This is a genomic window from Chloroflexota bacterium, assembly GCA_018648225.1.
In the GTDB taxonomy this organism is placed as follows: domain Bacteria; phylum Chloroflexota; class Anaerolineae; order Anaerolineales; family UBA11858; genus NIOZ-UU35.
The window spans coordinates 23952-44664 of the sequence record JABGRQ010000152.1; the positions used below are offsets into that span (position 1 = coordinate 23952).

Annotated in this window: 16 protein-coding genes, 1 other RNA gene and 1 pseudogene; 6 read left to right on the forward strand and 12 right to left on the reverse strand. The window is 52.4% G+C overall.

Annotated features, from left to right (window positions below; genetic code table 11):
- Window positions 1–62: 62 nt before the first annotated feature.
- Both sucC and sucD read left to right on the forward strand, forming a co-directional pair.
- Complete coding sequence (gene sucC / locus HN413_14460; GenBank protein MBT3391599.1) at window positions 63–1205, forward strand: ADP-forming succinate--CoA ligase subunit beta; 1143 nt, start codon at window positions 63–65, stop codon at window positions 1203–1205.
- On the forward strand, window positions 1205–2071 hold the full coding sequence (gene sucD, locus HN413_14465; GenBank protein ID MBT3391600.1) for a succinate--CoA ligase subunit alpha: 867 nt from the start codon (window positions 1205–1207) through the stop codon (window positions 2069–2071). The genes sucC and sucD overlap by 1 nt, the downstream gene beginning before the upstream one ends.
- Before the next feature lie 131 nt (window positions 2072–2202).
- Here sucD and acpP read toward each other — a convergent pair whose 3' ends face one another.
- Entirely contained in the window at window positions 2203–2439 is a 237-nt protein-coding gene (acpP, locus tag HN413_14470; protein ID MBT3391601.1) for an acyl carrier protein, read from the reverse strand.
- 160 nt (window positions 2440–2599) lie between these two features.
- On the opposite strand from acpP, the gene HN413_14475 reads away from it, so the two are divergent.
- Window positions 2600–3634 carry a type 2 isopentenyl-diphosphate Delta-isomerase gene (locus HN413_14475; GenBank protein MBT3391602.1) on the forward strand — a complete coding sequence of 345 codons (1035 nt, stop codon included), beginning with the start codon at window positions 2600–2602 and terminating at the stop codon, window positions 3632–3634.
- Window positions 3635–3637: 3 nt separating this feature from the next.
- Window positions 3638–4651 (forward strand): polyprenyl synthetase family protein, encoded by a 1014-nt coding sequence (locus HN413_14480; GenBank protein ID MBT3391603.1) that lies wholly within the window; start codon window positions 3638–3640, stop codon window positions 4649–4651.
- Between the two features lie 42 nt (window positions 4652–4693).
- Here the strand turns inward: HN413_14480 and hemW are convergent, their stop codons facing one another.
- Window positions 4694–5863: a radical SAM family heme chaperone HemW gene (gene hemW, locus HN413_14485; GenBank protein ID MBT3391604.1), complete on the reverse strand. Its 1170-nt coding sequence runs from the start codon at window positions 5861–5863 to the stop codon at window positions 4694–4696.
- Between the two features lie 160 nt (window positions 5864–6023).
- On the opposite strand from hemW, the gene HN413_14490 reads away from it, so the two are divergent.
- Entirely contained in the window at window positions 6024–7181 is a 1158-nt protein-coding gene (locus HN413_14490; protein MBT3391605.1) for a LysM peptidoglycan-binding domain-containing protein, read from the forward strand.
- Between the two features lie 69 nt (window positions 7182–7250).
- On the opposite strand, the gene HN413_14495 is transcribed toward HN413_14490, so the two are convergent.
- The 10 genes and pseudogenes from HN413_14495 to HN413_14540 all read right to left on the reverse strand — a co-directional run bounded on the left by HN413_14495 (window position 7251) and on the right by HN413_14540 (window position 20218).
- Window positions 7251–8555, reverse strand: coding sequence for a citrate (Si)-synthase (locus tag HN413_14495; GenBank protein MBT3391606.1), 1305 nt, complete (start codon window positions 8553–8555; stop codon window positions 7251–7253).
- A 78-nt stretch (window positions 8556–8633) separates the two neighbouring features.
- Window positions 8634–9560 (reverse strand): malate dehydrogenase, encoded by a 927-nt coding sequence (gene mdh / locus HN413_14500; GenBank protein MBT3391607.1) that lies wholly within the window; start codon window positions 9558–9560, stop codon window positions 8634–8636.
- 187 nt (window positions 9561–9747) lie between these two features.
- On the reverse strand, window positions 9748–10680 hold the full coding sequence (gene trxB / locus HN413_14505) for a thioredoxin-disulfide reductase (GenBank protein ID MBT3391608.1): 933 nt from the start codon (window positions 10678–10680) through the stop codon (window positions 9748–9750).
- 292 nt (window positions 10681–10972) lie between these two features.
- A pseudogene (locus HN413_14510) lies at window positions 10973–13176 on the reverse strand (polyribonucleotide nucleotidyltransferase).
- 376 nt (window positions 13177–13552) lie between these two features.
- A complete protein-coding gene (gene rpsO, locus HN413_14515; GenBank protein MBT3391609.1) occupies window positions 13553–13825 on the reverse strand; it encodes a 30S ribosomal protein S15 in 273 nt (90 codons plus the stop codon).
- 157 nt (window positions 13826–13982) lie between these two features.
- Complete coding sequence (thrC, locus tag HN413_14520; GenBank protein MBT3391610.1) at window positions 13983–15293, reverse strand: threonine synthase; 1311 nt, start codon at window positions 15291–15293, stop codon at window positions 13983–13985.
- 50 nt (window positions 15294–15343) lie between these two features.
- Complete coding sequence (locus tag HN413_14525; protein MBT3391611.1) at window positions 15344–16480, reverse strand: hypothetical protein; 1137 nt, start codon at window positions 16478–16480, stop codon at window positions 15344–15346.
- A 118-nt stretch (window positions 16481–16598) separates the two neighbouring features.
- Window positions 16599–17648 carry an aspartate-semialdehyde dehydrogenase gene (gene asd / locus HN413_14530; protein ID MBT3391612.1) on the reverse strand — a complete coding sequence of 350 codons (1050 nt, stop codon included), beginning with the start codon at window positions 17646–17648 and terminating at the stop codon, window positions 16599–16601.
- 72 nt (window positions 17649–17720) lie between these two features.
- Window positions 17721–19130: an aspartate kinase gene (locus HN413_14535; GenBank protein MBT3391613.1), complete on the reverse strand. Its 1410-nt coding sequence runs from the start codon at window positions 19128–19130 to the stop codon at window positions 17721–17723.
- 167 nt (window positions 19131–19297) lie between these two features.
- Window positions 19298–20218, reverse strand: coding sequence for a hypothetical protein (locus tag HN413_14540; protein ID MBT3391614.1), 921 nt, complete (start codon window positions 20216–20218; stop codon window positions 19298–19300).
- Between the two features lie 133 nt (window positions 20219–20351).
- Here HN413_14540 and rnpB point away from each other — a divergent pair.
- Window positions 20352–20707: RNase P RNA component class A (rnpB, locus tag HN413_14545), an RNA gene on the forward strand.
- Window positions 20708–20713 lie beyond the last annotated feature (6 nt).

A 20713-nucleotide genomic window follows, 5' to 3' on the forward strand; every position in this document is an offset into this window, starting at 1 on the left:
CGTGGTATAATCGCCCCGCTAACTGATTAGAGACAAGTATTCAGCTAGGAGCTATCACGTTCATGAAACTACACGAGTATCAATCTAAATTAATATTCGCCGAGTACGGCGTACCCATCCCGAAAGGGAGAGTAGCGGCTACCGCAAGTGAGGCAAAACAAATTGCCGAAGAATTGGGTGGCCGCGTTGTTGTTAAATCGCAGGTATTGGTCGGTGGGCGCGGCAAGGCTGGGGGAATTCGCCTGGCGAAAAGCCCAGCAGAAGCCGAAGAAATCGCAACCCAAATTTTAGGCATGGAGATTAAAGGTTTGCCGGTACGCAAGGTGCTGATTGACGAAGCTGCTGATATCCAGCACGAAATTTACCTGGGCATCACCAATGACCGCGCCGCGCGGCGTCCGGTGATGATGGCTTCATCTGAGGGCGGTGTGGATATTGAAGAAGTAGCCCGCGTAACCCCAGAGAAAATCATCCGGGCGCATATTGATCCCTTAATGGGCTTGCAAGGCTATCAGGCCCGCGATATTGCCGCCGGGATTGATTTGCCACGCGAATTATGGCGCAGTTTTGGCAAGATCGCCGAAGGTTTATGGCAAGCTTATAAACAAAGTGATGCCACCCTGGCCGAGATCAACCCCCTGGTGATTACAAACGACAAGAGACTGTTGGCTGTTGACGGCAAAATGGTATTGGATGACAGCGCCTTATTCCGGCATCCGGAACTGGCCGATAAGCGCGATCTGGATGTGGAAGCCTCCGCCGAGATTGAAGCCCGCAAGTATGGTCTTTCGTTCATCAAGCTGGATGGCGATATTGGCTGTATGGTCAATGGGGCCGGGCTGGCAATGACCAGCATGGATGTGATTAAATTCTTCGGCGGCGAACCGGCCAACTTTTTAGATATTGGTGGTGGCGCGAATGCCGAGAAAGTTGCCGCCGCCTTCCGCATTATTCTTTCGGACCCAAATATCAAAGCTATTCTGATTAATATTTTTGGCGGGATCACGCGCGGCGATGAAGTGGCGCGCGGTATACTGGCAGCTATGGAGGAAGTGAAGCCGGATGTGCCAATGGTGGTGCGGCTGGTGGGCACCAACGCCGAAGAGGGGCGCAAATTATTAGCAGATGCCAAAATGATTACGGCAGACACATTGGCTGACGCAGCCCAAAAAGCGGTTGCCGCCGCTAAGGGAGAAGCTAAGTAATGAGTATCCTGGTTGATAAAAACACAAAATTAATGGGTCAGGGCATTACCGGACGCGAGGGCCTTTTCCACGCCGAGCGCATGTTTGCCTATGGTACTAATCTGGTCGCTGGTGTGACCCCCGGCAAGGGTGGTGAGTGGATTTTAGATGGCAAGGTCCCCGTTTTCGACTCGGTCAAGCTGGCGAAAGAAGCCACGGACGCCAATGCAACCATCATTTTCGTCCCCTCGCGCTTCGCCGCCGACGCCATGTTTGAAGCGGCGGACGCAGGTGTTGAATTGATTATCACCATCACTGAGGGCATTCCGGTGCAAGATATGATGCGCGTGCGCAACTATCTCGATCAGAAAAAAGTGCGCCTGGTTGGGCCAAACTGCCCCGGTTTGCTGACCCCCGGCGAGGCCAAAGTTGGCATCATCCCTGGCGATATTGCCATCCCAGGTGATGTGGGTGTGGTTTCCCGCTCTGGCACGCTCACGTATGAGGTACTTTATGCGTTGAAAGAATTGGGCATGGGCGTGAGTACGTGCGTGGGCATTGGCGGTGATCCCATCAATGGCACCAATTTCATCGACGCGCTGCGCCTCTTCGAGGAAGATCCCCAAACCAAAAAAATTGTCTTGATTGGTGAAATTGGCGGCACCGACGAAGAAAAAGCAGCCGAGTTCATCAGCAAGTATCTAACGAAACCCGTAGCCGGATTCATCGCCGGGCAAACCGCTCCTCCTGGAAAACGTATGGGACACGCAGGCGCGATTGTCGAAGGCGGTACCGGCTTGGCCGCGGATAAAATCAAGGCACTAGAAGCCGCCGGAGTGCGTGTTGCCAAACACCCGGAGGAAATTCCGCTGCTCTTGAAAGATTAATCTGCCCACACCCCTGCCCCTCCCCCGAAATACGGAGAAGGGAGGAACGTAAAAATAAAGGAGCCGCAGCAAAATTGCTGCGGCTCCTTTATTTTTACGTTAAATTGTGCCATAAGTGCAGCACGGAGAGATTACATGCGTTGTTCGATATAGCTGACTGCCTCGCCCACGCTGGTAATGCTCTGGGCATCTTCGTCAGAAATTTCGCTGCCAAAAGTCTCTTCAAACTCCATAATCAATTCGACCAAATCGAGCGAATCGGCTTCGAGATCTTCACGAAAACGAGATTCAGGTTTGATCTCGCTCTCATCAACATCCAGTAATTCAGCAATAATCGCTTTGATTTTCTCAAGAACTTCTTGGTTCATAGTCGACCTCCTCAGGTAGTAAGCCAGTAATCAACAAAGTCTGGCCTGGTTCAAAAATTACTGAGGCAATTTTACAGCCCAATTCAGGCACCTGTCAAGCGCTGTTGACAGCGCAGAATCGGACTGGTAATATAGCCTCACAGCTAAGGAACACTAGACTATGCCAAAAGTTACGGCGACAAGCTCGCGAAAAGCCGATCATATTCGGATCAACCTCGAAGAAGACGTGCGCTCCAGCCTGGGCACTGGGCTGGAGCGTTATCATTTCTCCCATCAGGCCCTGCCTGAGCTTGATCTGGAAGCAATTGATTTAACACAAAAGTTGTTTGGACGCGTCTTAAAGGCTCCCGTGCTGATTTCATCGATGACTGGTGGCACACCCGAAGCTGGAGAGCTAAACCGCACGTTAGCTGCAGCCGCGCAGGCCACCGGCATTGCTATGGGTTTGGGTTCACAACGCGCCGCAATCGAAGATCCGGCGCTAGCGGCAACCTTCCAGGTTCGTCAGGTGGCGCCCGATATACTGCTGCTGGCAAACCTGGGGGCGATTCAACTCAATTATGGCTATGGCGTTGAAGAGTGTCAACGCGCTGTAGATATGATCGCTGCCGATGCGCTCATCTTGCATCTCAACGCTTTGCAAGAGGCCGTACAACCCGAGGGCGATACACACTTCAGCGGACTGCTCTCTAAAATTGAAGTGGTTTGCAAAAAACTCACTGTGCCGGTGATTGCAAAAGAAGTAGGCTGGGGTATATCGGCACAAGCAGCACGGCAGCTCGCCAATGCTGGAATCGCCGCCATTGACGTAGCCGGAGCCGGTGGTACATCATGGTCACAAGTTGAAATGTACCGCGCAAAAAACCCAAGCCAGAAACGATTGGCAGCCGCCTTTGTCGATTGGGGCATCCCCACCGCTGAGTCCATTATTCAGGTGCGGCAATCCGCCCCAGGCTTGCCCATCTTTGCTTCGGGAGGTATCCATACCGGCGTGGAAATTGCCAAAAGCATCGCTCTGGGCGCGTCCCTGGGGGGCATGGCTGGGCCATTCTTGAAGGCCGCTTCCCACTCGCTCGACCAAACCATCCTGACCATTCAGGAAATCACGCGGGAAATTCGAGTAACCATGTTTGCCACGGGCGCCGCCAACCTTTCAACTCTGCAAAACACTCCCCTTAGCGGGTATCAGGAGTAAATTATGCCGCTTCAGCAGTTGATCCAAACCTACCTGCCTGCTATCGAAAACGAACTTCAGTTGGCGGTGGCGCGATCGCACGCCCCGCATTATGCTGAACTCCTCAAGATGATGCGCTACCACATGGGTTGGGAAGGCGAGGGCGCTGGCTCAAAAGCAACTGGCAAACGGGTGCGCCCACTGCTGGTATTGTTAACCGCCGCGGCCGCTGGCGGCAACTGGAAAAACACACTTCCCGCCGCCGCAGCAGTAGAATTGGTACATAATTTCTCGCTCGTCCATGACGATATTGAGGATAACAGCCCTCTGCGCCGCGGCCGCCCTACGGTGTGGAAAATTTGGGGTCTTTCGCAGGGCATCAACACGGGCGATACACTCTTCACGCTTGCTCATCTGGAAATGCTCGAACTGCGCCGCTCAGTTTCTACCAAAATTGTACTGGATGCCGCCAGCCTGCTTCAGCAAACCTGCCTGCATCTCACCCAGGGGCAATTTCTGGATATTTCTTATGAGAATCGGAACGATCTTGTTCTGAGTGATTATTGGCCGATGGTCAGCGGGAAAACTGCTGCGCTACTGGAGGCCTGCACCGAATTGGGGGCAATTGTAGCCGAGAGTGATGCGGCAACCCGAAATTCATACCGGCTTTTCGGACGCGACCTCGGGTTGGCTTTTCAGGCCCTTGACGATTATCTGGGCATTTGGGGGGATGTCAGCGAAACCGGAAAATCAGCAGCCAGCGATCTGCTGGAGGGTAAAAAATCGTTACCCGTACTCTTCGGCTTGCAACAAAATGGGGCATTCGCAGCCCGTTGGCGACAGGGTCCAATCAGTCCTGAGGAGGTCCCCACGCTTGCTGCACAACTCGCCACAGAAGGCGGACAAGCCTATACACAACAACAAGCTGAACGACTCACGCAACAAGCACTCGACGCGCTAGAAGCTGCCAATCCTCTGGGAGATGCCGGAGAAGCGTTGGTGGAGCTAGCAAATATTTTGTTGAAACGCGAAGTGTAACCCTCACCCCAACCCTCTCCCGAATCGGGAGAGGGTCTTTTTCTACACAAACTGTATAAAAACCTGATTGCCCAGTAAACGCCCGCGCCTGGTCAGGCTTAAGGTATCATTTTCCCAACAGAGTAGTTCCCACTCCATAAGCTGTTGAATCTCTTCGGTAAATTGCTGTTGTAGGGACAGGCCGAAGCGCGCCTGAAAGCGGGCATCCGAGACGCCTTCACGCGTCAGGCGCAGGCCCATCATCATGGTCTCGCGCATTTCAGTCTCGCGATCTATGGGGTTGGCCTCGATGGTGGCGGGGGTGCGAGGAAATTGGGCTGATGATTGAAGGTTGAAGGTGGAAAGGCGCTGAATATAGGACTTGGGGGATAAGACATTAACAGTACGCATACCATTGACAAAGCCGTGCGCCCCGGCCCCAAGGCCCAGGTAGGGCTGGTTACGCCAGTATTGCACGTTATGGCGACACTCATGATTTTCTCGCGCCCAGTTGGAAATTTCGTATTGTGCGTATCCGGCTTGAGCGAGCATTTCGGTGGCGAGTTCATACATATCGGCAGCCCGGTCGGGATCGGGTTCGGGGATCAGGCCGCGGGCCGCCCAACTCCCCAGTGGGGTGCCATGCTCCAGCGTCAGCGCGTAGAGCGAGAAATGCTCCGGAGCAAGCGCCAAGGCCCGTTGGAGGCTATCCACCCAGGTCTGAGTCTGCTGCTCCGGCAACCCAAATATCAAATCCAGACTCAGGTTGTCAAATCCGGCCTGACGCGCCCAGGTTACGGCATCAACCACATCCATATAATCATGAATACGCTCAAGGAATTTCAATTCATCGGGGTGCGCGGACTGCATCCCCAGGCTGAGGCGATTGATGCCCAAATTGCGTAATTCAGTCAGATAAGCCGCCGAGAGTGTGCCAGGATTGGCCTCCAGACTGATCTCTGCATCGGGAAATACATTAAAGGATGTGCGCAGCGTTTTTAATATATTCGCCAGGTATTCAGCAGGCAGCAGCGAGGGGGTGCCGCCACCAAAAAAGATCGTATGTACAGGCAATTTTGCATCCAGGGTTGCAGCCACATATTTAATTTCGTGTTGCAGCGCCTGGGCATAAGCTGAAATTAGATTCTCTAAACCGGCATAGGTATTGAAGTCGCAGTAACTACAACGATGCTGGCAAAAGGGGATATGGAGATAAATGCTGTGAGGCTGCATGATGGCAGTATACCAGTTTCCGGTTTCCGGCAGCCAGTATCTGGAGGGTAAAAAGCGATTCGCAAGGGTTGTAAAAGGCTGGTATAATCATCGCCGCTATTTTAAGAACCAGTCTTAGACTTATTCTACAAACCAATCCTCTGTTTTTTATACTTGGCCTATGAGCACTGACAACTCTGCAACTTCCACAAAACTTTGCCCAACCTGCGGTACGCGTCTCAGCGAAGATGCCGCCCGATGTCTGGTATGCGGCAGTTCATTAACGGGCAATGGCGAAAGCGAAGAAAAGCAATCACAGGCTTTGCGCGGCAGCCGAATGCCTGAAATTACATTAAGCCTGCCTGCAGTGATCGGTTTACTGGCAGTGTTTCTGGCAATTGGCGCGGTGATGGTATTTTTTGCACTGCAAAGCACCGGACGCGTGGTAGAACCCACAGCAACGCCTACGCTGACATTGACCATTACGCCATCGCTGACCCCCACGCCGCAAACTCCTACACTCACACCCACGCCACTGCCCTCGCCAACACCTTTTACCTACACGGTACAATCAGGCGATACCTGCGGTGGTATCGCAGCCGCTTTTGATATTTCGGTGCAGAGCATTGTGCGCACCAACAACCTGCCAGCCGATTGCGCCACGCTCTTCGATGGACAAGAGTTGCTGATTCCGTATCCTACACCGACGGTGACTCCTTTCCCCACGGCCACGCTCAGTGGTCTGGATGCTACAATTGCCGCCTGCGAGAAAGTTGTCTATACCGTGGCAGAGAACGACACCTTAAGCAGCATTTCAACCAATTATGCTGTACCGATGGATGCCATCAAGGAATTTAACGGAATGGTCAATAACACGGTCTATTCCGGCTTGAGTTTGATCATCCCTTTGTGTGAGCGGGCAGCCACCCCCGGGCCAACGCCTACACCCACAGCGCCGCCCCCTTATCCCGCCCCGAACCTATTACTGCCCCCCGATGGGACACACTTCACTCTCGAAGATGATATTGTCACCCTACAATGGGCCGCGGTAGGCACGTTGCGCGATAACGAAACCTATGCCATCACGGTTGAAGATGTCACCGAAGGCCAGGGACGTAAATTGATAGCTTATGTTACGGATACAAAATTTATTGTGCCGGCTTCCTTTAGAGCGAATGCCAACGAACCGCATGTTTATCGCTGGTCGGTGATGCCGGTACGCCAAATTGGCACCGACGATAATGGCGCACCCATTTGGGATACCGCGGGAGCCAGCAGCCAGACCCGGGTCTTCACCTGGACGGGTGAAGCAGGTGCGGCGGTAACACCAACACCATAAAGATAAAAAAAGAGCCGGTGCTTGTGAATTGCACCGGCTCTTTTTTATTGGCAATTATTTGTAAGGCTTTTACTTCGCCTTGACAACGATATCTTCAAGCATTTTCGTGGTGAGGGATTTAGGACGTTCCAGGGGTTGACCAAGCGCACGCGCCCAAACCAAATTGGCGGTTACACCCAGAATGCGACTGATGCCAAAGAGAACGGTATAGAAGTCAAATTCGCGCATACCGTAGTGATATTGCAGCGTGCCGCTAATGGCATCCACATTCGGCCAGGGGTTCTTGACTTTGCCAAGCTCCTGCAAAACTTTGGGGACAACATTGTACAACTCTTCGATCAGCTGGAAAATCTCGTCATGGGGCATATATTCGCGGCCAAATTCAAGCTGGGCTGTATAACGCGGATCGGGCAGGCGCAAAACCGCGTGACCATAACCCGGAATCACTTGCCCCGAGTTCAGGGTATCCCAGGTGAATTTTTCAAGCTCTTCCTTGCTGGGGTTGCGGCCAAATTCCTCACGAAGATTCAACACCCAGCGCAAGCTTTCCTGATTCGCCAAGCCATGCAAAGGGCCAGCCAAACCGTTGATACCTGCAGCACAGGCGTAGTACACATCGGCGAGCGATGAACCCACTAAGTGGGTGGTATGGGCGCTGACATTGCCGCTCTCGTGATCGGAGTGCAGGAAGAAATACAAACGCGAGAGTTCCTTATAATCCGGGCTGTCAAAGCCAATCATGTGGGCAAAATTGGCTGCCCAATCCAGATCGGGGTCAGGGGAGACAAAACCGCCATTGCCATATTTGATATTGTAAATATACGCCGCAATCGCGGGGAGTTTTGCTGTCAGGTTGAGGGCATCAGCCAGGGCAGCTTCCCAATAATCTTCGCGCTGCATCCCTTCTTGATAGCGGCGAGCGAAAACCGACTCATGCTGCAAAGACACAATCGCCTGTGAGAACATGGTCATGGGATGGGTATCTTCCGGCATGGCCCGCAAGGTTTCGAAAACGAAGGGTGGAATTACGCCGCGCGCTTTCCAGGCGTTCTCAACTTCCATCGCTTCTGCGAAACTTGGAATTTCGCCAACTAATAATAGATAGAACAAACTTCCGGCCAGGGGGAACTTTGAGCCTTCAGCCTTGGGAAGTAGTTTCAACAGTTCGGGAATAGTATAGCCTCGAAAACGGATACCCTCATTGGGGTCCACGTAAGAAATATCCGTCACAAGAACTTTGGCGCTGCGCATGCCACCGTAGATTTGCTTCACAGTGACCTGATCCACAACCACGTCCCCATTCTCACCAACCAGTTTGCGAACACGCGCACGCCATTCGGGAAGTTGAGCGGCGATCTTCTCTTTTAAAATCATTTCATTCCTTTCCACAAATAAACCAATATTTTTGTATCTTCGGGCATTTGAGGGTGATCAAACCCGAAAAAGTTGATTTTACAGGCCCAAGGCGGCAATATTCTCGGCAACACTTTTTGCCGATTTTTGAAGTTCTGCAAGCTCGTCATCGCTGAGTTCGTATTCGATGATTTTCTCGACACCATTAGCACCTAACTGAGCAGGCGCGCCAAAGTATATGCCGTTGAGACCGTACTCGCCCTGCATATAGACAGCCGCGGGAACGATAAGCTGTTTGTCTTTCAAGATAGCTGCAGCCATCTGAGCAACACCTGCCGCCGGAGCATAAAACGCGCTGCCCTGCTTGAGTAAGCTGACAATTTCACCACCGCCTTTGCGGGTGCGCTCTACAATTGCATCCAGGCGTTCTTGGGGCATCGTTTTGTGCAAAGGTACACCAGCTACGTTGGAGTGCTGCGTTAACGGCACCATCGAGTCGCCGTGTCCACCCAGCACATAGCAATGAATATTTTCAACGCTGACGCCCAGTTCCATGGCAACGAAGGCGCGCATCCGTGCCGAATCGAGTACACCGGCCTGACCGATGACACGGTTGGCAGGCAACCCAGATTTCTTCCAGGCCAGATACGTCATCACATCCAACGGATTGGTGAGAATGATATAAATGGCATCGGGGGAAAGTTTGATCGTCTCTTCTACAACTTTGCCAACAATGGCTGTATTGGCCGCCAGCAGATCATCACGGCTCATGCCCGGCTTGCGCGGCAGGCCAGCTGTAATCACAATAATATCGGATCCGGCAGTGGCAGCATAATCATTGCTGCCTGTGATAGTAACATCTTTGCCAATTACCGGCATGGCCTCTTGCATATCGAGTGCTTTACCCTGCGGCATCCCCTCGACAATATCTACCAAAACAATATCAGCGATCTCACGTTCAGCCAACCAATGCGCGGTAGTTGAACCAGTCATCCCCGCGCCAACAATCGTAACTTTTTTATCCATCGGATAACTCCTTGAAGTAAAAAACTGAAATTTTTCTTGCTACTCAGCCGATTTTACTTTCTGATGCAGCAAACCACAGTAGCATTTATCACTTTATTTTCGCCGCATAGCACGTATCAATATATACACATATTCAATAGCAGTCCGATCAAAACAACTGGCGTAAAAACATCAGGGGGATATTTACCTATTTAATTTGATTTTCAAGGTAATGAATGGCCTGCATAGCGGCGGCGGCACCCATTCCCGCGGAAGTAATCACCTGTCGGAAATGCGAGTCGGCAACTTCGCCAGCCGCGTAAACACCGGGGATACTGGTTTGCATATACTTATCGATAACAACATAACCTTGATCGTCCATTTCCAGCTTACCGACATAAAGCTCGGTGTTGGGGATGTGGCCGATGAAGATAAACACGCCTTCGGTGGGCATATCACTCTCGTCGCCCGTTTTGAGGTTCTTCACTTTGACACTTTGCACAATCCCCTCGCCAACGATCTCGGTAAGTGTGCTATCCCAAATAAAACTGACTTTAGGATCATTAAAAGCGCGCGCTTGCAGCAGTTTTCCGGCGCGCAATTCATCGCGTCGATGCACGATGGTAATGGTCTTTGCAAAACGCGTCAGGAAAAGACCTTCTTCCAGGGCGCTATCGCCACCGCCAACCACAATCACATCTTTGCCCTGGAAGAAATGCCCATCGCAAGTTGCGCAATAGGAAACACCACGTCCGGTGAATTCTACTTCGCCGGGAATCTCAAGATGGCGCGGGTTGGCGCCGGTACTGAGGAGCAGCGTTTCGGCATAATATTCGCCGCTATAGGTAATGACTTTGAAAGGGCGCTTGGAAAAATCGATATCGGTGACTTGATCGAATTCAACTCGAGTACCAAATCGTTCGGCCTGTTTTTGAAAAGCATCTACCAATTCGGGGCCACCAATGCCTTCGGGAAAGCCAGGATAATTCTCGACAATATGTGTCGTGGAAACCTGCCCACCTAATTGCATACCCGTGAAAACCACGGGCTCCAAATTAGCACGGGATGCGTATAGCGCTCCGGCCAGGCCAGCAGGGCCAGAGCCAATGATTAGCATTTTATGTACTTTTTTGTCTTCCATTGTTCCTCTTTTTGAACGATGTGTGCATCCAGTAGTTTGACAATATCGCACTACAAACAAGAAGCCCTAAATTAGGGAACTTTTCGCACGAATGTCGATTTTCAACGTAGCTACTCACTTATAACAGAAATTTTAATCTATGAATTAGCGTGCACGAATTGATATTATTTTACCAATCTCAACTTATTTTTAGATGCATCTCTCACAAAAAGGTTGCAGCCAATAAAAAAGGTGCGTGGATCACCCACACACCTTTTTTATTAATTATTTTAGTTTTGAGCAAGCACATGTTCTAGCGCCGATTATCACGATTGCGGCGATCGCCACCACGATTCGATGAAGAACCCCGATTACCGCCACCTTTACTTCCGCCAGCCTTGTCATTGGCAATCGCTTCTTCTACCGTCCAGCCTTCGAGTACGGCACGACGGGAGAGGCGAATTTTGCCTGAGCGCGGATTGATTTCTGTCACCATCACGGTAATTTCATCACCGTTCGTCACGACATCTTCTACGCTATTGACGCGTTGCGTGTCCAATTGTGAAATATGAACCAGTCCACCGTCCCAGGGGTGATTTCAACAAAAGCGCCGAAATCTTTAACACCCGTCACTTTGCCAGTGTAGATACGCCCAACTTCGGGTGTCTCGGTGAGGCCGATGATGATCTCGCGTGCCTTACGTGCACCTTCACCATCTGCAGAAGCAATAAAGACAGTACCATCTTCCTGAATGTCAATCTGCACACCGGTTTCTTCCTGAATACCGCGAATGACTTTGCCACCTGGGCCAATCACCGCACCGATTTTGGCCTCGGGGATTTGAATGGTTTCGATACGCGGCACATGCGGTTTCAATTCTGCGCGCGGCTCAGAGATCACAGACATCATTTCATTCTTGATGTGATCGCGGGCTTCTTTGGCTTGGAGCAGGGCTTCGGCCATAATTTCTGGAGAAATACCCTTGATCTTAATATCCATCTGGAGGGCGGTGATGCCATCATCCGTTCCGGCTACTTTGAAATCCATATCGCCGAGGTGATCTTCCATACCTTGAATATCGGTAAGGACAACGTAGCGATCTCCTTCTTTGATGAGCCCCATAGCAACACCGGCCACAGGAGCTTTGATCGGCACACCTGTATCCAGCAACGCCAGGGTTGAGCCGCAAACCGAAGCCATCGAGGAAGAACCATTCGAAGACAAGACTTCGGAAACCAGACGCAGCGAGTAGGGAAATACTGTTTCATCGGGGATCACTGGCAGTAAAGCTCGTTCTGCCAAAGCGCCATGCCCAACCTCGCGGCGAGATGTGCCACGCAAGAAGCGGGCTTCGCCTGTACAGAAGGGCGGGAAATTATAATGGTGCATATAACGCTTGCTTTCTTCGGGATCCAGCGTATCGAGTCGTTGTGCATCGCGCGGGGTTCCCAAAGTCGCCATGGTCATCACCTGAGTCTCGCCACGAGTGAAGAGACCGGTTCCATGGGCGCGCGGGCTAGTGTTGATATCACACCAAATTTGGCGCACATCTTTTAGACCGCGTCCATCGGGGCGTTTTCCTTGCTCCAAAATACGGGCGCGCACAACTTTCTTGTGAGCAGCGTCGAAGTAGTTTTTTACATCCGTGACGAGGCTTTCATCTTCACCAGAAAACTCGGCCAAAATTTCTTCTTTTAGCACCGACATTACTTGTTTACTCTCAGCTTTGGGCAACTGCTGCTCAAGAATTTCATTCATCCGTGCCTGAGAGCGGTCATAGATCGCCTGTTTCATGGCTTCATCAACAGGGTCAGCATCATAACTGCGCTTGGCCTTGCCGACTTCGGCAGCCATTTTATCTAATGTATCGGTGATCTGACGGATTGCGTCATGCCCAACGCTGATGGCTTCAACTATTGTGTTCTCAGCCACTTCGTCGGCACCACACTCAACCATAAGAATGGCATCCTTCGTTCCGGCCAGCCGCAAATCCAGGGGAGAAATTTCCATTTCGGCAAAAGTTGGATTGATGACAAATTTCCCTTCGAGCATACCCACACGCACCGCGCCAATTGGACCATCCCAGGGAAGATCCGAAATCGTCACGGCAGCAGAAGCAGCATTGATGGCAAGAATATCCAACGGATTTTCGCCATCTGCAGAGAGCGAGTACATAATCACCTGAACAGCATTGCGCAAGTCTTTGGGAAAGAGCGGGCGCAGCGGGCGATCGGTGAGACGATTGACCAAAATAGCGTTTTCGCTGGGGCGGCCTTCACGGCGGAAGAATGAGCCAGGGATAACGCCACCGGCATACATGCGCTGTTCATAATCGACCGTTAGAGGAAGAAAATCAATGCCATCGCGCACTTCGCCCATTGTAGCAACACCAAAAAGTAAGGCATCGCCAACGCCGACGGTGACTGCACCGCCAGCTTGTCCGGCCAGCAGACCTGTTTCAAAGGTCATTTCTTTATCGCCGACCATCACTTGATATTTTTTTGCTTCGGGTTTCATGGTACCTCCTACCATTTTGACCCACCGGTTAGGGATTGGGAGCTAAAAACAACCTACCTGAACAGGTTATTCTCAAGTCCCAATTCCCAACCTCGCGGTGGGCCTGAAAAAAATTAGTTAACGCAGACCTGGTGCATTCCAAGCACCACAGACTGAGTAATTCTCATATTTAACTTCAATTAACAGATGCAAGAAAATAATGAACCCAATCCCCCGTTGAAGAAAAACCGCCAGGGCTTATGCAACATGCTTGCTGCAAACAAGGGTATGAAGAGCACATCGTACCCAACATACCCTCATTTTAGTTTTTTCTCATCATGCTGCACAGATATAAACAAGTAGATGGCAGACTTACAGCGCCATCTACTTTGAATACTTATACCTTACGAATGCCCAACTCTTTGGTCAATGCCACAAACCGATTGTAGTCTTTACTGCGCAAGTATCTGAGCAGTCGGCGGCGGCGGCCAACTAATTTCAACAATCCCCGGCGTGAAGATTCATCGTGCTTATGCTCACGTAAGTGATCGGTAAGATAAAGGATACGATCTGTCAGCAGGGCAATCTGCACTTCTGGCGAACCGGTATCTTTCTCGTGACGAGAATATTTTTGGATCAGGTCTGTCTTGTTTTCTTTTTCTGTTACCATGACGTCTGCTATCTCCTATTAGATGTGTTATTTGTGCTGTTAGCAGGTCTCCAGGTCAGTAGCTGTCCCATTCGGAGCAGCCGCCGACCGGTCGAGTCAGCGGGCAGATTATACCAGAGAACGATCAGAAGTAAATAGCATAAAATATGCCCAAATTCTAGCCAATTGCATCCATCACTGCACCATAATTGGCTGCGACTTCAATCGGCGGGTTAGCATAGCGCGAGACAACATCAACTAACTGCTCTTGATGATAATCGACTTTGAAACGCGAGAACTTGAGTCCGTGCGCTGTGGAGATAACCACAACACGCTGATCGGGTTTTATTTCGCCGCGTTCCAGCAGTTTGAACATAGCCCCCAGCGCCACCCCGGTATGCGGGCAGGCATACAGGCCGGTTTTATCGGCGCGCATAGCCGCATTGGCAAGTTCATCTTCGGTAACCTGTTCAACGATACCGTCAAAGGCTTGTAGCACTCGCACAGCGCGCTCGTAGCTGACCGGATTGCCGATCTGAATGGCGCTGGCAAGAGTTTTCTTAGCCGTCATCGGCATAAACTGCTCAAAGCCTGTTTGAAAACTCTGGTAAAGCGGATTAGCGTGGGCAGCCTGCGCCGCCACCAGGCGCGGCAACCGCTTTATCAAACCAAGTTCTTTCATCAGCAACAAGCCCTTTCCCAATGCGCTGACATTGCCTAAATTGCCGGAAGGAATAATGATCCAGTCGGGGACTTCCCAGTTGAACTGCTCAACGATTTCAATGCCAACCGTCTTTTGCCCCTCCATGCGCAGCGAGTTCATCGAGTTCGCCAGATAAATGTGAGGGTCCTGCGTCATTTGCTGGACAATTGCCATACAGCCGTCGAAATCGGTATCCAACGAGAGTACCGTAGCCCCGTTGGCAATTGGCTGGATCAACTGTTCAATCGAGACCTTGCCGCGCGGCAACAACACAATCGCCGGAATGCCCGCGGCCGCCGCGTAGGCCGCCACGGCAGCCGATGTATCCCCCGTCGATGCCGCGGCTACAGCCTTAATCGGCGCGCCATCGCTAATCATCTGCCTGAGTACCGAAACCAGCACGGTCATGCCCAAATCTTTAAAAGAGCCGGTGTGGCTATTGCCGCACAGTTTGACCCACAGTTCGGGTAAACTCAATTCTTTACCCAGACGCTCGGCCCAATACAAATTAGTATGCCCTTCATAAACTGAAACAATATTTTCATCGTCGATTTGCGGGCAGACCCACTCTTTTTTTCCCCACACACCACTGCCATACGGCCAGGTATGCGTGTGCGTACGCTGTTCAAAAAGCGCTTTCCATTCATCGGCGGAGCGGTCGCGCAGGGCATCCACATCATGTTCCACTTCCAATAGCCCGCCGCAATCTTCGCAGCGATACACCACATCGTAAATCGGGTAACGCCGCCCGCAGCCGCGCACACATTGGTACCAACTGGAATACATATCTACCTCCGATCCAGGTGGGGTGCACTTTTTGGAAGTGCGCCCCATCTTCACTCGCCTACTACATCCGTTTCAATTCGGTGGATGGGCTGAGCCCCCTGGCTGGCCTGTTCTGCCTCGGGGAGAGAGGCCTCATCGGGTTTATCGGACAACCCGAAGATGAAGGCACCCTGATTGAGCCAGGTCAGCGCCTGCGTATACACCTCGCGGGTGATGACAATTTCCTCAGCGAGTTTCTGCTCCACAGTGGATTCTGTTCCCAACTGCCCCATGCGAGCGGCCGTAGCGCGATATTCGTTGCGGCGGAAAGTCTTGAAGGGGGTGGGATCCCCGGCAGCGACGCGCGTCTGCACATCGTGGTGGATTCCCTGCAATGCCGCAGACAGCTCGGTTGCACGCGCACTCACCTCGGTAAGGAAACGCTCAAACGAGGCAACCCTCCCTGAGCGAATATCGTCAATCAACCCCTCCAGCGAGAAGATACCACTGCCAAGAATCAAGCACAGGTAAACCAGGTAGTCTTGATTATCGGTGGTAAAGGGATGGTACTCAACTTTATTCAATTCCCGATAGGATGCCTCGAATGCCGGGGCATCAAAATCATCCCCCAGCAGCACGCTGACCGTCTGAAAAGCGGCATCCACGCGCACCTGATCGATCACGCAGTCGTTGCGGCCGCGCGCGCCCAGGGTAGTTTTATCAAGATCAACCAGCACGGCGGTGCTTTCGTCCACGGGGAAATTCTGCGCGGCGCAGTAGGCGGCGAAATCGGGCAGGGCTGCCCAGCGATTGGCAATGTAGACATGGGCGTTCGCGCCACGTTGTTCCATCTCGAAGGATGGAGCTTGATCCGGTTTCTCAGCGGCTATAAAGGCCAGCCCCGGCCAACCGCCCGCGGCGCAGATATTGGCAAACGCGGTGCCATCGTTGAGACGCGTGTCGCCGAGAAAAATCACGCGACGAATTGGAGTTTGCGGCGCATCCAGGGCTCGCCCGGCGCGCAGAATTTGGGCGACGACGCGGGCGTAATCATTGGTGCTTTTGCGCGGCACCACCCCGGCAGGCAAGCCGACTGTTTCATGTAAATCACCCAGCGATGGCAGGCGCGCGTCGAGGGGCTGCAAATTGCGGTACACAATCGCGTCACCCAGAAAATCGCTGACTTTCGCTTTTCCGTAGGCTTTCATTGAGAATATCCTTTCAGAAATTTTAACGCAAGGTCGCAAAGATGCAGAGCCGGAAAGACGCAAGGGTTTTTGATGTTTTTCTCTGTGTCTTTGTTCCTTAGCGACTTTGCGTTGAGCATTACTCCAAATATCCTTCCGCCACCAGCAACTCGGCGTTCAATATCGAGCCGCTGGCCGCGCCGCGCAGAGTGTTGTGAACTACACTGACCATGCGCAAATCCAGAATTTGGCACTCGCGAATGCGCCCGACGGTGACAGCCATGCCCTCAGCGGCGGAGCGGTCGCGGCGCGGCTGCGGGCGGTCGGCTTCAGTGCGGACAACAACGGGGTATAACGGCGCGCTGGGCAAATCCAAACCGGGGAATTCGGCCAGAACGCGTGCGGCTTCCCCGGGGGTGGGTTTGCGCTCGAAATCCACGGCAATGCTCAGGGTATGTCCGTCAAACACCGGGACACGATTAGCCTGGGCGCTGACGCGGAACGGTGCGGCCACGCGCTCGCCATTCTCAATCTGCCCCAGCAAAATGCGGGATTCATTTTCAATTTTCTCTTCTTCCCCACCGATATAGGGGATCACGTTGCCGTCAATGTCCAGATACGATACACCCGGATACCCCGCCCCGGAGACGGCCTGCATAGTGGTGACAATCACTTGGCGCACGCCAAAGGCATCATCGAGGGGCTTGAGGGTCATCGCCAGGCCGGATGTAGTGCAATTGGGACTGGTGACGATTAGCCCCGGCCAGCCATGTTCTGCACGCTGACGTTCTATCATCGCCAGGTGGTCGCCGTTGACCTCGGGAATTATCAGCGGAACGCCCGTCGCCTGACGATAGGCCGATGCATTCGAGCAAACGGCATAACCGGCGGCGGCAAAGCGCGGCTCAATCTCTTTGGCATGCTGCGTAGGCAAGGCCGAAAAAACGAGTTTGGCGGGCAAATTTGGCGTGGAACGGGAGATGGTCATTTGGCGCGCCGCGGCGGGGGGATCACCATCCAGCACCCAGCGGGTTTCGCCGTAAGCCTTGCCAATGCTGCGCTCAGAGCCAGTCAGGGCTACAACTTCAAACCAGGGATGATCGGCGAGTAATTGCACAAAACGTTGACCGACAGCGCCAGTAGCGCCCAGCACGGCCACAGGTATTTTTTGAGATAGGTTGTTGTTCATAATAATCACCACAAAATATGAGTGCTTTCCTAAGCCACAGAGATCACAGAGAAAAAACTCTGAGTGGCTTCATTATGCTTCGACCAACATTTCGGTATGGATGGCACGCATGGCTTCTTCCGCATCGGCGTCGGTCAAAACCAGCGAGATGCTATACTCCGATGAACCTTGGGCGATGGCAATCACGTTGATATTGGCCTTGCCCAGCGCGCCAAAGATGCGCGCCGCCACGCCGGGCGTGTTGCGAATGGCCGCGCCGACTACCGTTAGAATCGTGACATCATCTTTCGACCAGATGCGATCAATATCGCGGCGGGTTAATTCCAGCGACATTTCTGTTTCCAGCGAAGCAATGACATCGGTGGCGTTGGCGGTGGGAATCACGAAACTGATCGATTGCTCGGAGGAGGCCTGCGAAATCATCAGCACACTGGCTCCGGTGCGGGCGACGGCGGAAAATGTGCGCGCTGCAATGCCAGGAACACCCAACATGCCGCGTCCCTCCACGGTGACCATGCTCAGATTCGGAATGGTCGAGATAGCGGTCACTTGCCCAGAGTCGCTCTGGGGTGCAGCGGTGATACGCGTGCCAGGATAGCTGGGGTTGAAGGTATTCTTGACCCACAGGGGAATATCTTGCTCGATGATCGGACGGATGGTCTTGGGGTGCAACACCTTGGCGCCAAAATAGGCCAGTTCGCTAACTTCGCTGAAAGAAAGCTCCGGGATAACACGCGCATCAGGGACAACGCGCGGATCGGCAGTCATCACGCCGTCCACGTCAGTCCAGGTCCAGACTTCGTCGGCATCGAGGCAGGTGCCCAGGATGGCAGCAGTATAATCGCTGCCACCGCGCCCCAGGGTTGTAATCACTCCATCGGGGGTGGCGCTGATGAAGCCGGTCACCACAGGGATGGAACCCGCCTCGAAAAAGGGTATCAACTTCGAGCGCGTCCGGCTGCGCGTGGCTTCCATATCCGGCACAGCATTCTGAAAATTGGCATCCGTGATAATCAGTTCGGTGGCGTTTACCGGTTGGGCTTTCAATCCAATTTGGCGCAAAGCCGCCGAAACCACGCGTGCATTCAGACGCTCCCCCAACGAAGTGATGGTATCCATACCGCGCGGGGTGACTTCCCCCAGCACGTGGATGCTGTTGCAGTAGGCGCTGAGTTCATTAAGGTGTTGATTGACGATTTCGAGCAGGCTTTTACGCTCTTCTCCGGAGGGGATCAGTTCCATAATGGCTTCGTAGTGGCGCACCTGCAAATCGGCAATCAAACCCTGATAAGTAGATTGGTCGCCGCGGGCTGCGGCTTGAGCGCTGTGGATGAGGGCATCGGTGATGCCGCGCATGGCCGAAACAACCACAGTCAGGCGCTCCCATTGGGGAGCATACTCCTTGACAATTGTCGCTGTTTGACGAATGGCATCGGCATTGCCGACGGATGTGCCGCCAAATTTCATCACCAATGTTTTCATAAAAGCACCTCACGGGAATAAATTCACAGAATTATACTCGCGCCCCTTGAAATTTGGTTCCTGCCTGTATAAAAATTGTGTAAAGCTATTTTCGACCCTCACCCTAGCTCCTCTCCCAAAATTGGGAGAGGAGTATATGCAAATCTTTTCGCCTAAAAAATTAGCATTTATCTATGTTCGCGTGTGCGCTTCAGGGTATCTGTGTCTATTATTGAAAAGTCCACGATGACGGGCAGATGGTCGGAGCCGATGTCAGGGCCAATGTGATGAGCATGTACTTGGATAGCCTCTGAGATCAAGATATGGTCAATAGGAATTGAAAACAAAGGATGGATACCCATCCAAGTAGGCTGCACACCAAATCCGAGTCGGCTATCCCACAAATTAGCAGTATCCATCCATGAACCAAAATATGGCGACCATGATGTAACATTAAAATCCCCCGCCGCAATGAAAGGTGGAGCCAAATGGCTAACGTAATCCGTTAACGCATCCATTTGCGCGTTACGCACCTGCGTTAGCTTTTCATTTTTTGGGGGCACTGTATGCACAAGCACCAATGTGGTCGGCTGCTCATCGAGAATAATTCTGGCAACAATTACAGGCAACTCCCAAATATCAAGATAAATTATTTGTGCATCTTCAATTAAATAACGGCTATATAACGAAATTCCAAAGTTATCGCTTCGCGGCATCAAAATACTATGCACATATCCCAGTTCTTCAAGCCTCAAATCGTCTAACCAATTTTGGTTGACTTCGAGCAAGGCTACAAAATCGGCATCACTCTCTTCAATAAACTGGCGCGTCCGCTCGTGTTGAGGGTTGGAGGTCAGCACATTATACAAAAACAACCGATATTCGGGGGATTCTACATCCACGGCGTGAACCGGGATGAATAACGGGACGATCAAACTTAGGTTGATGAGGGCGAGCCCCGCAGAAAGGATGCTCCATCCCGCGCGTTTACCCAGCGCAGAGACAGCCAGCAACAACAACGCGACCACCAGGTATTGCACCCGGAAATGGGCAAGTAAATCTAAAATCCACCACAAGCGCCCCAGAAAACCGCCCAATGTGACAGCCATAAGTCCCAACGTTGCAACGTGCACACCGGCCCAAAGCAACTTGTTCAGAAAAGAAAATTTTGACATGCCGATAAGTTTATCACTTTGGAAGCCCGTAGCCCATCCCCTGAGTTCATGGTAATATCGAATTCCCCAGGCCGACCAGGCGATCGCAGTCCGATGTTTTGTCGGATTGAGGAAAGTCCGCACTCCATAGAGCGCGATGCCGGATAACATCCGGAGGGAAGCAATTTCCTGGATCGGGCCACAGAAACAGGTAGCCATCCCCCACGGGGTGAATGGTGATAGTGAAAAGGTGGTGTAAGAGACCACCGGCGCGGGTGGCAACATCCGCGGCCAGGCAACCCCCATCGGGAGCAAGGCCAAGCAGGCGCGAGGGGCTGCTCGCCCCGTCGAAGCGTCGGGTAGGCTGCACGAGGTGTGGGGAGACCTGCATCCCAGACAGATGATCGTCCTCGACAGAATGCGGCTTATCGGTCGACCTGGGGTTAGGTT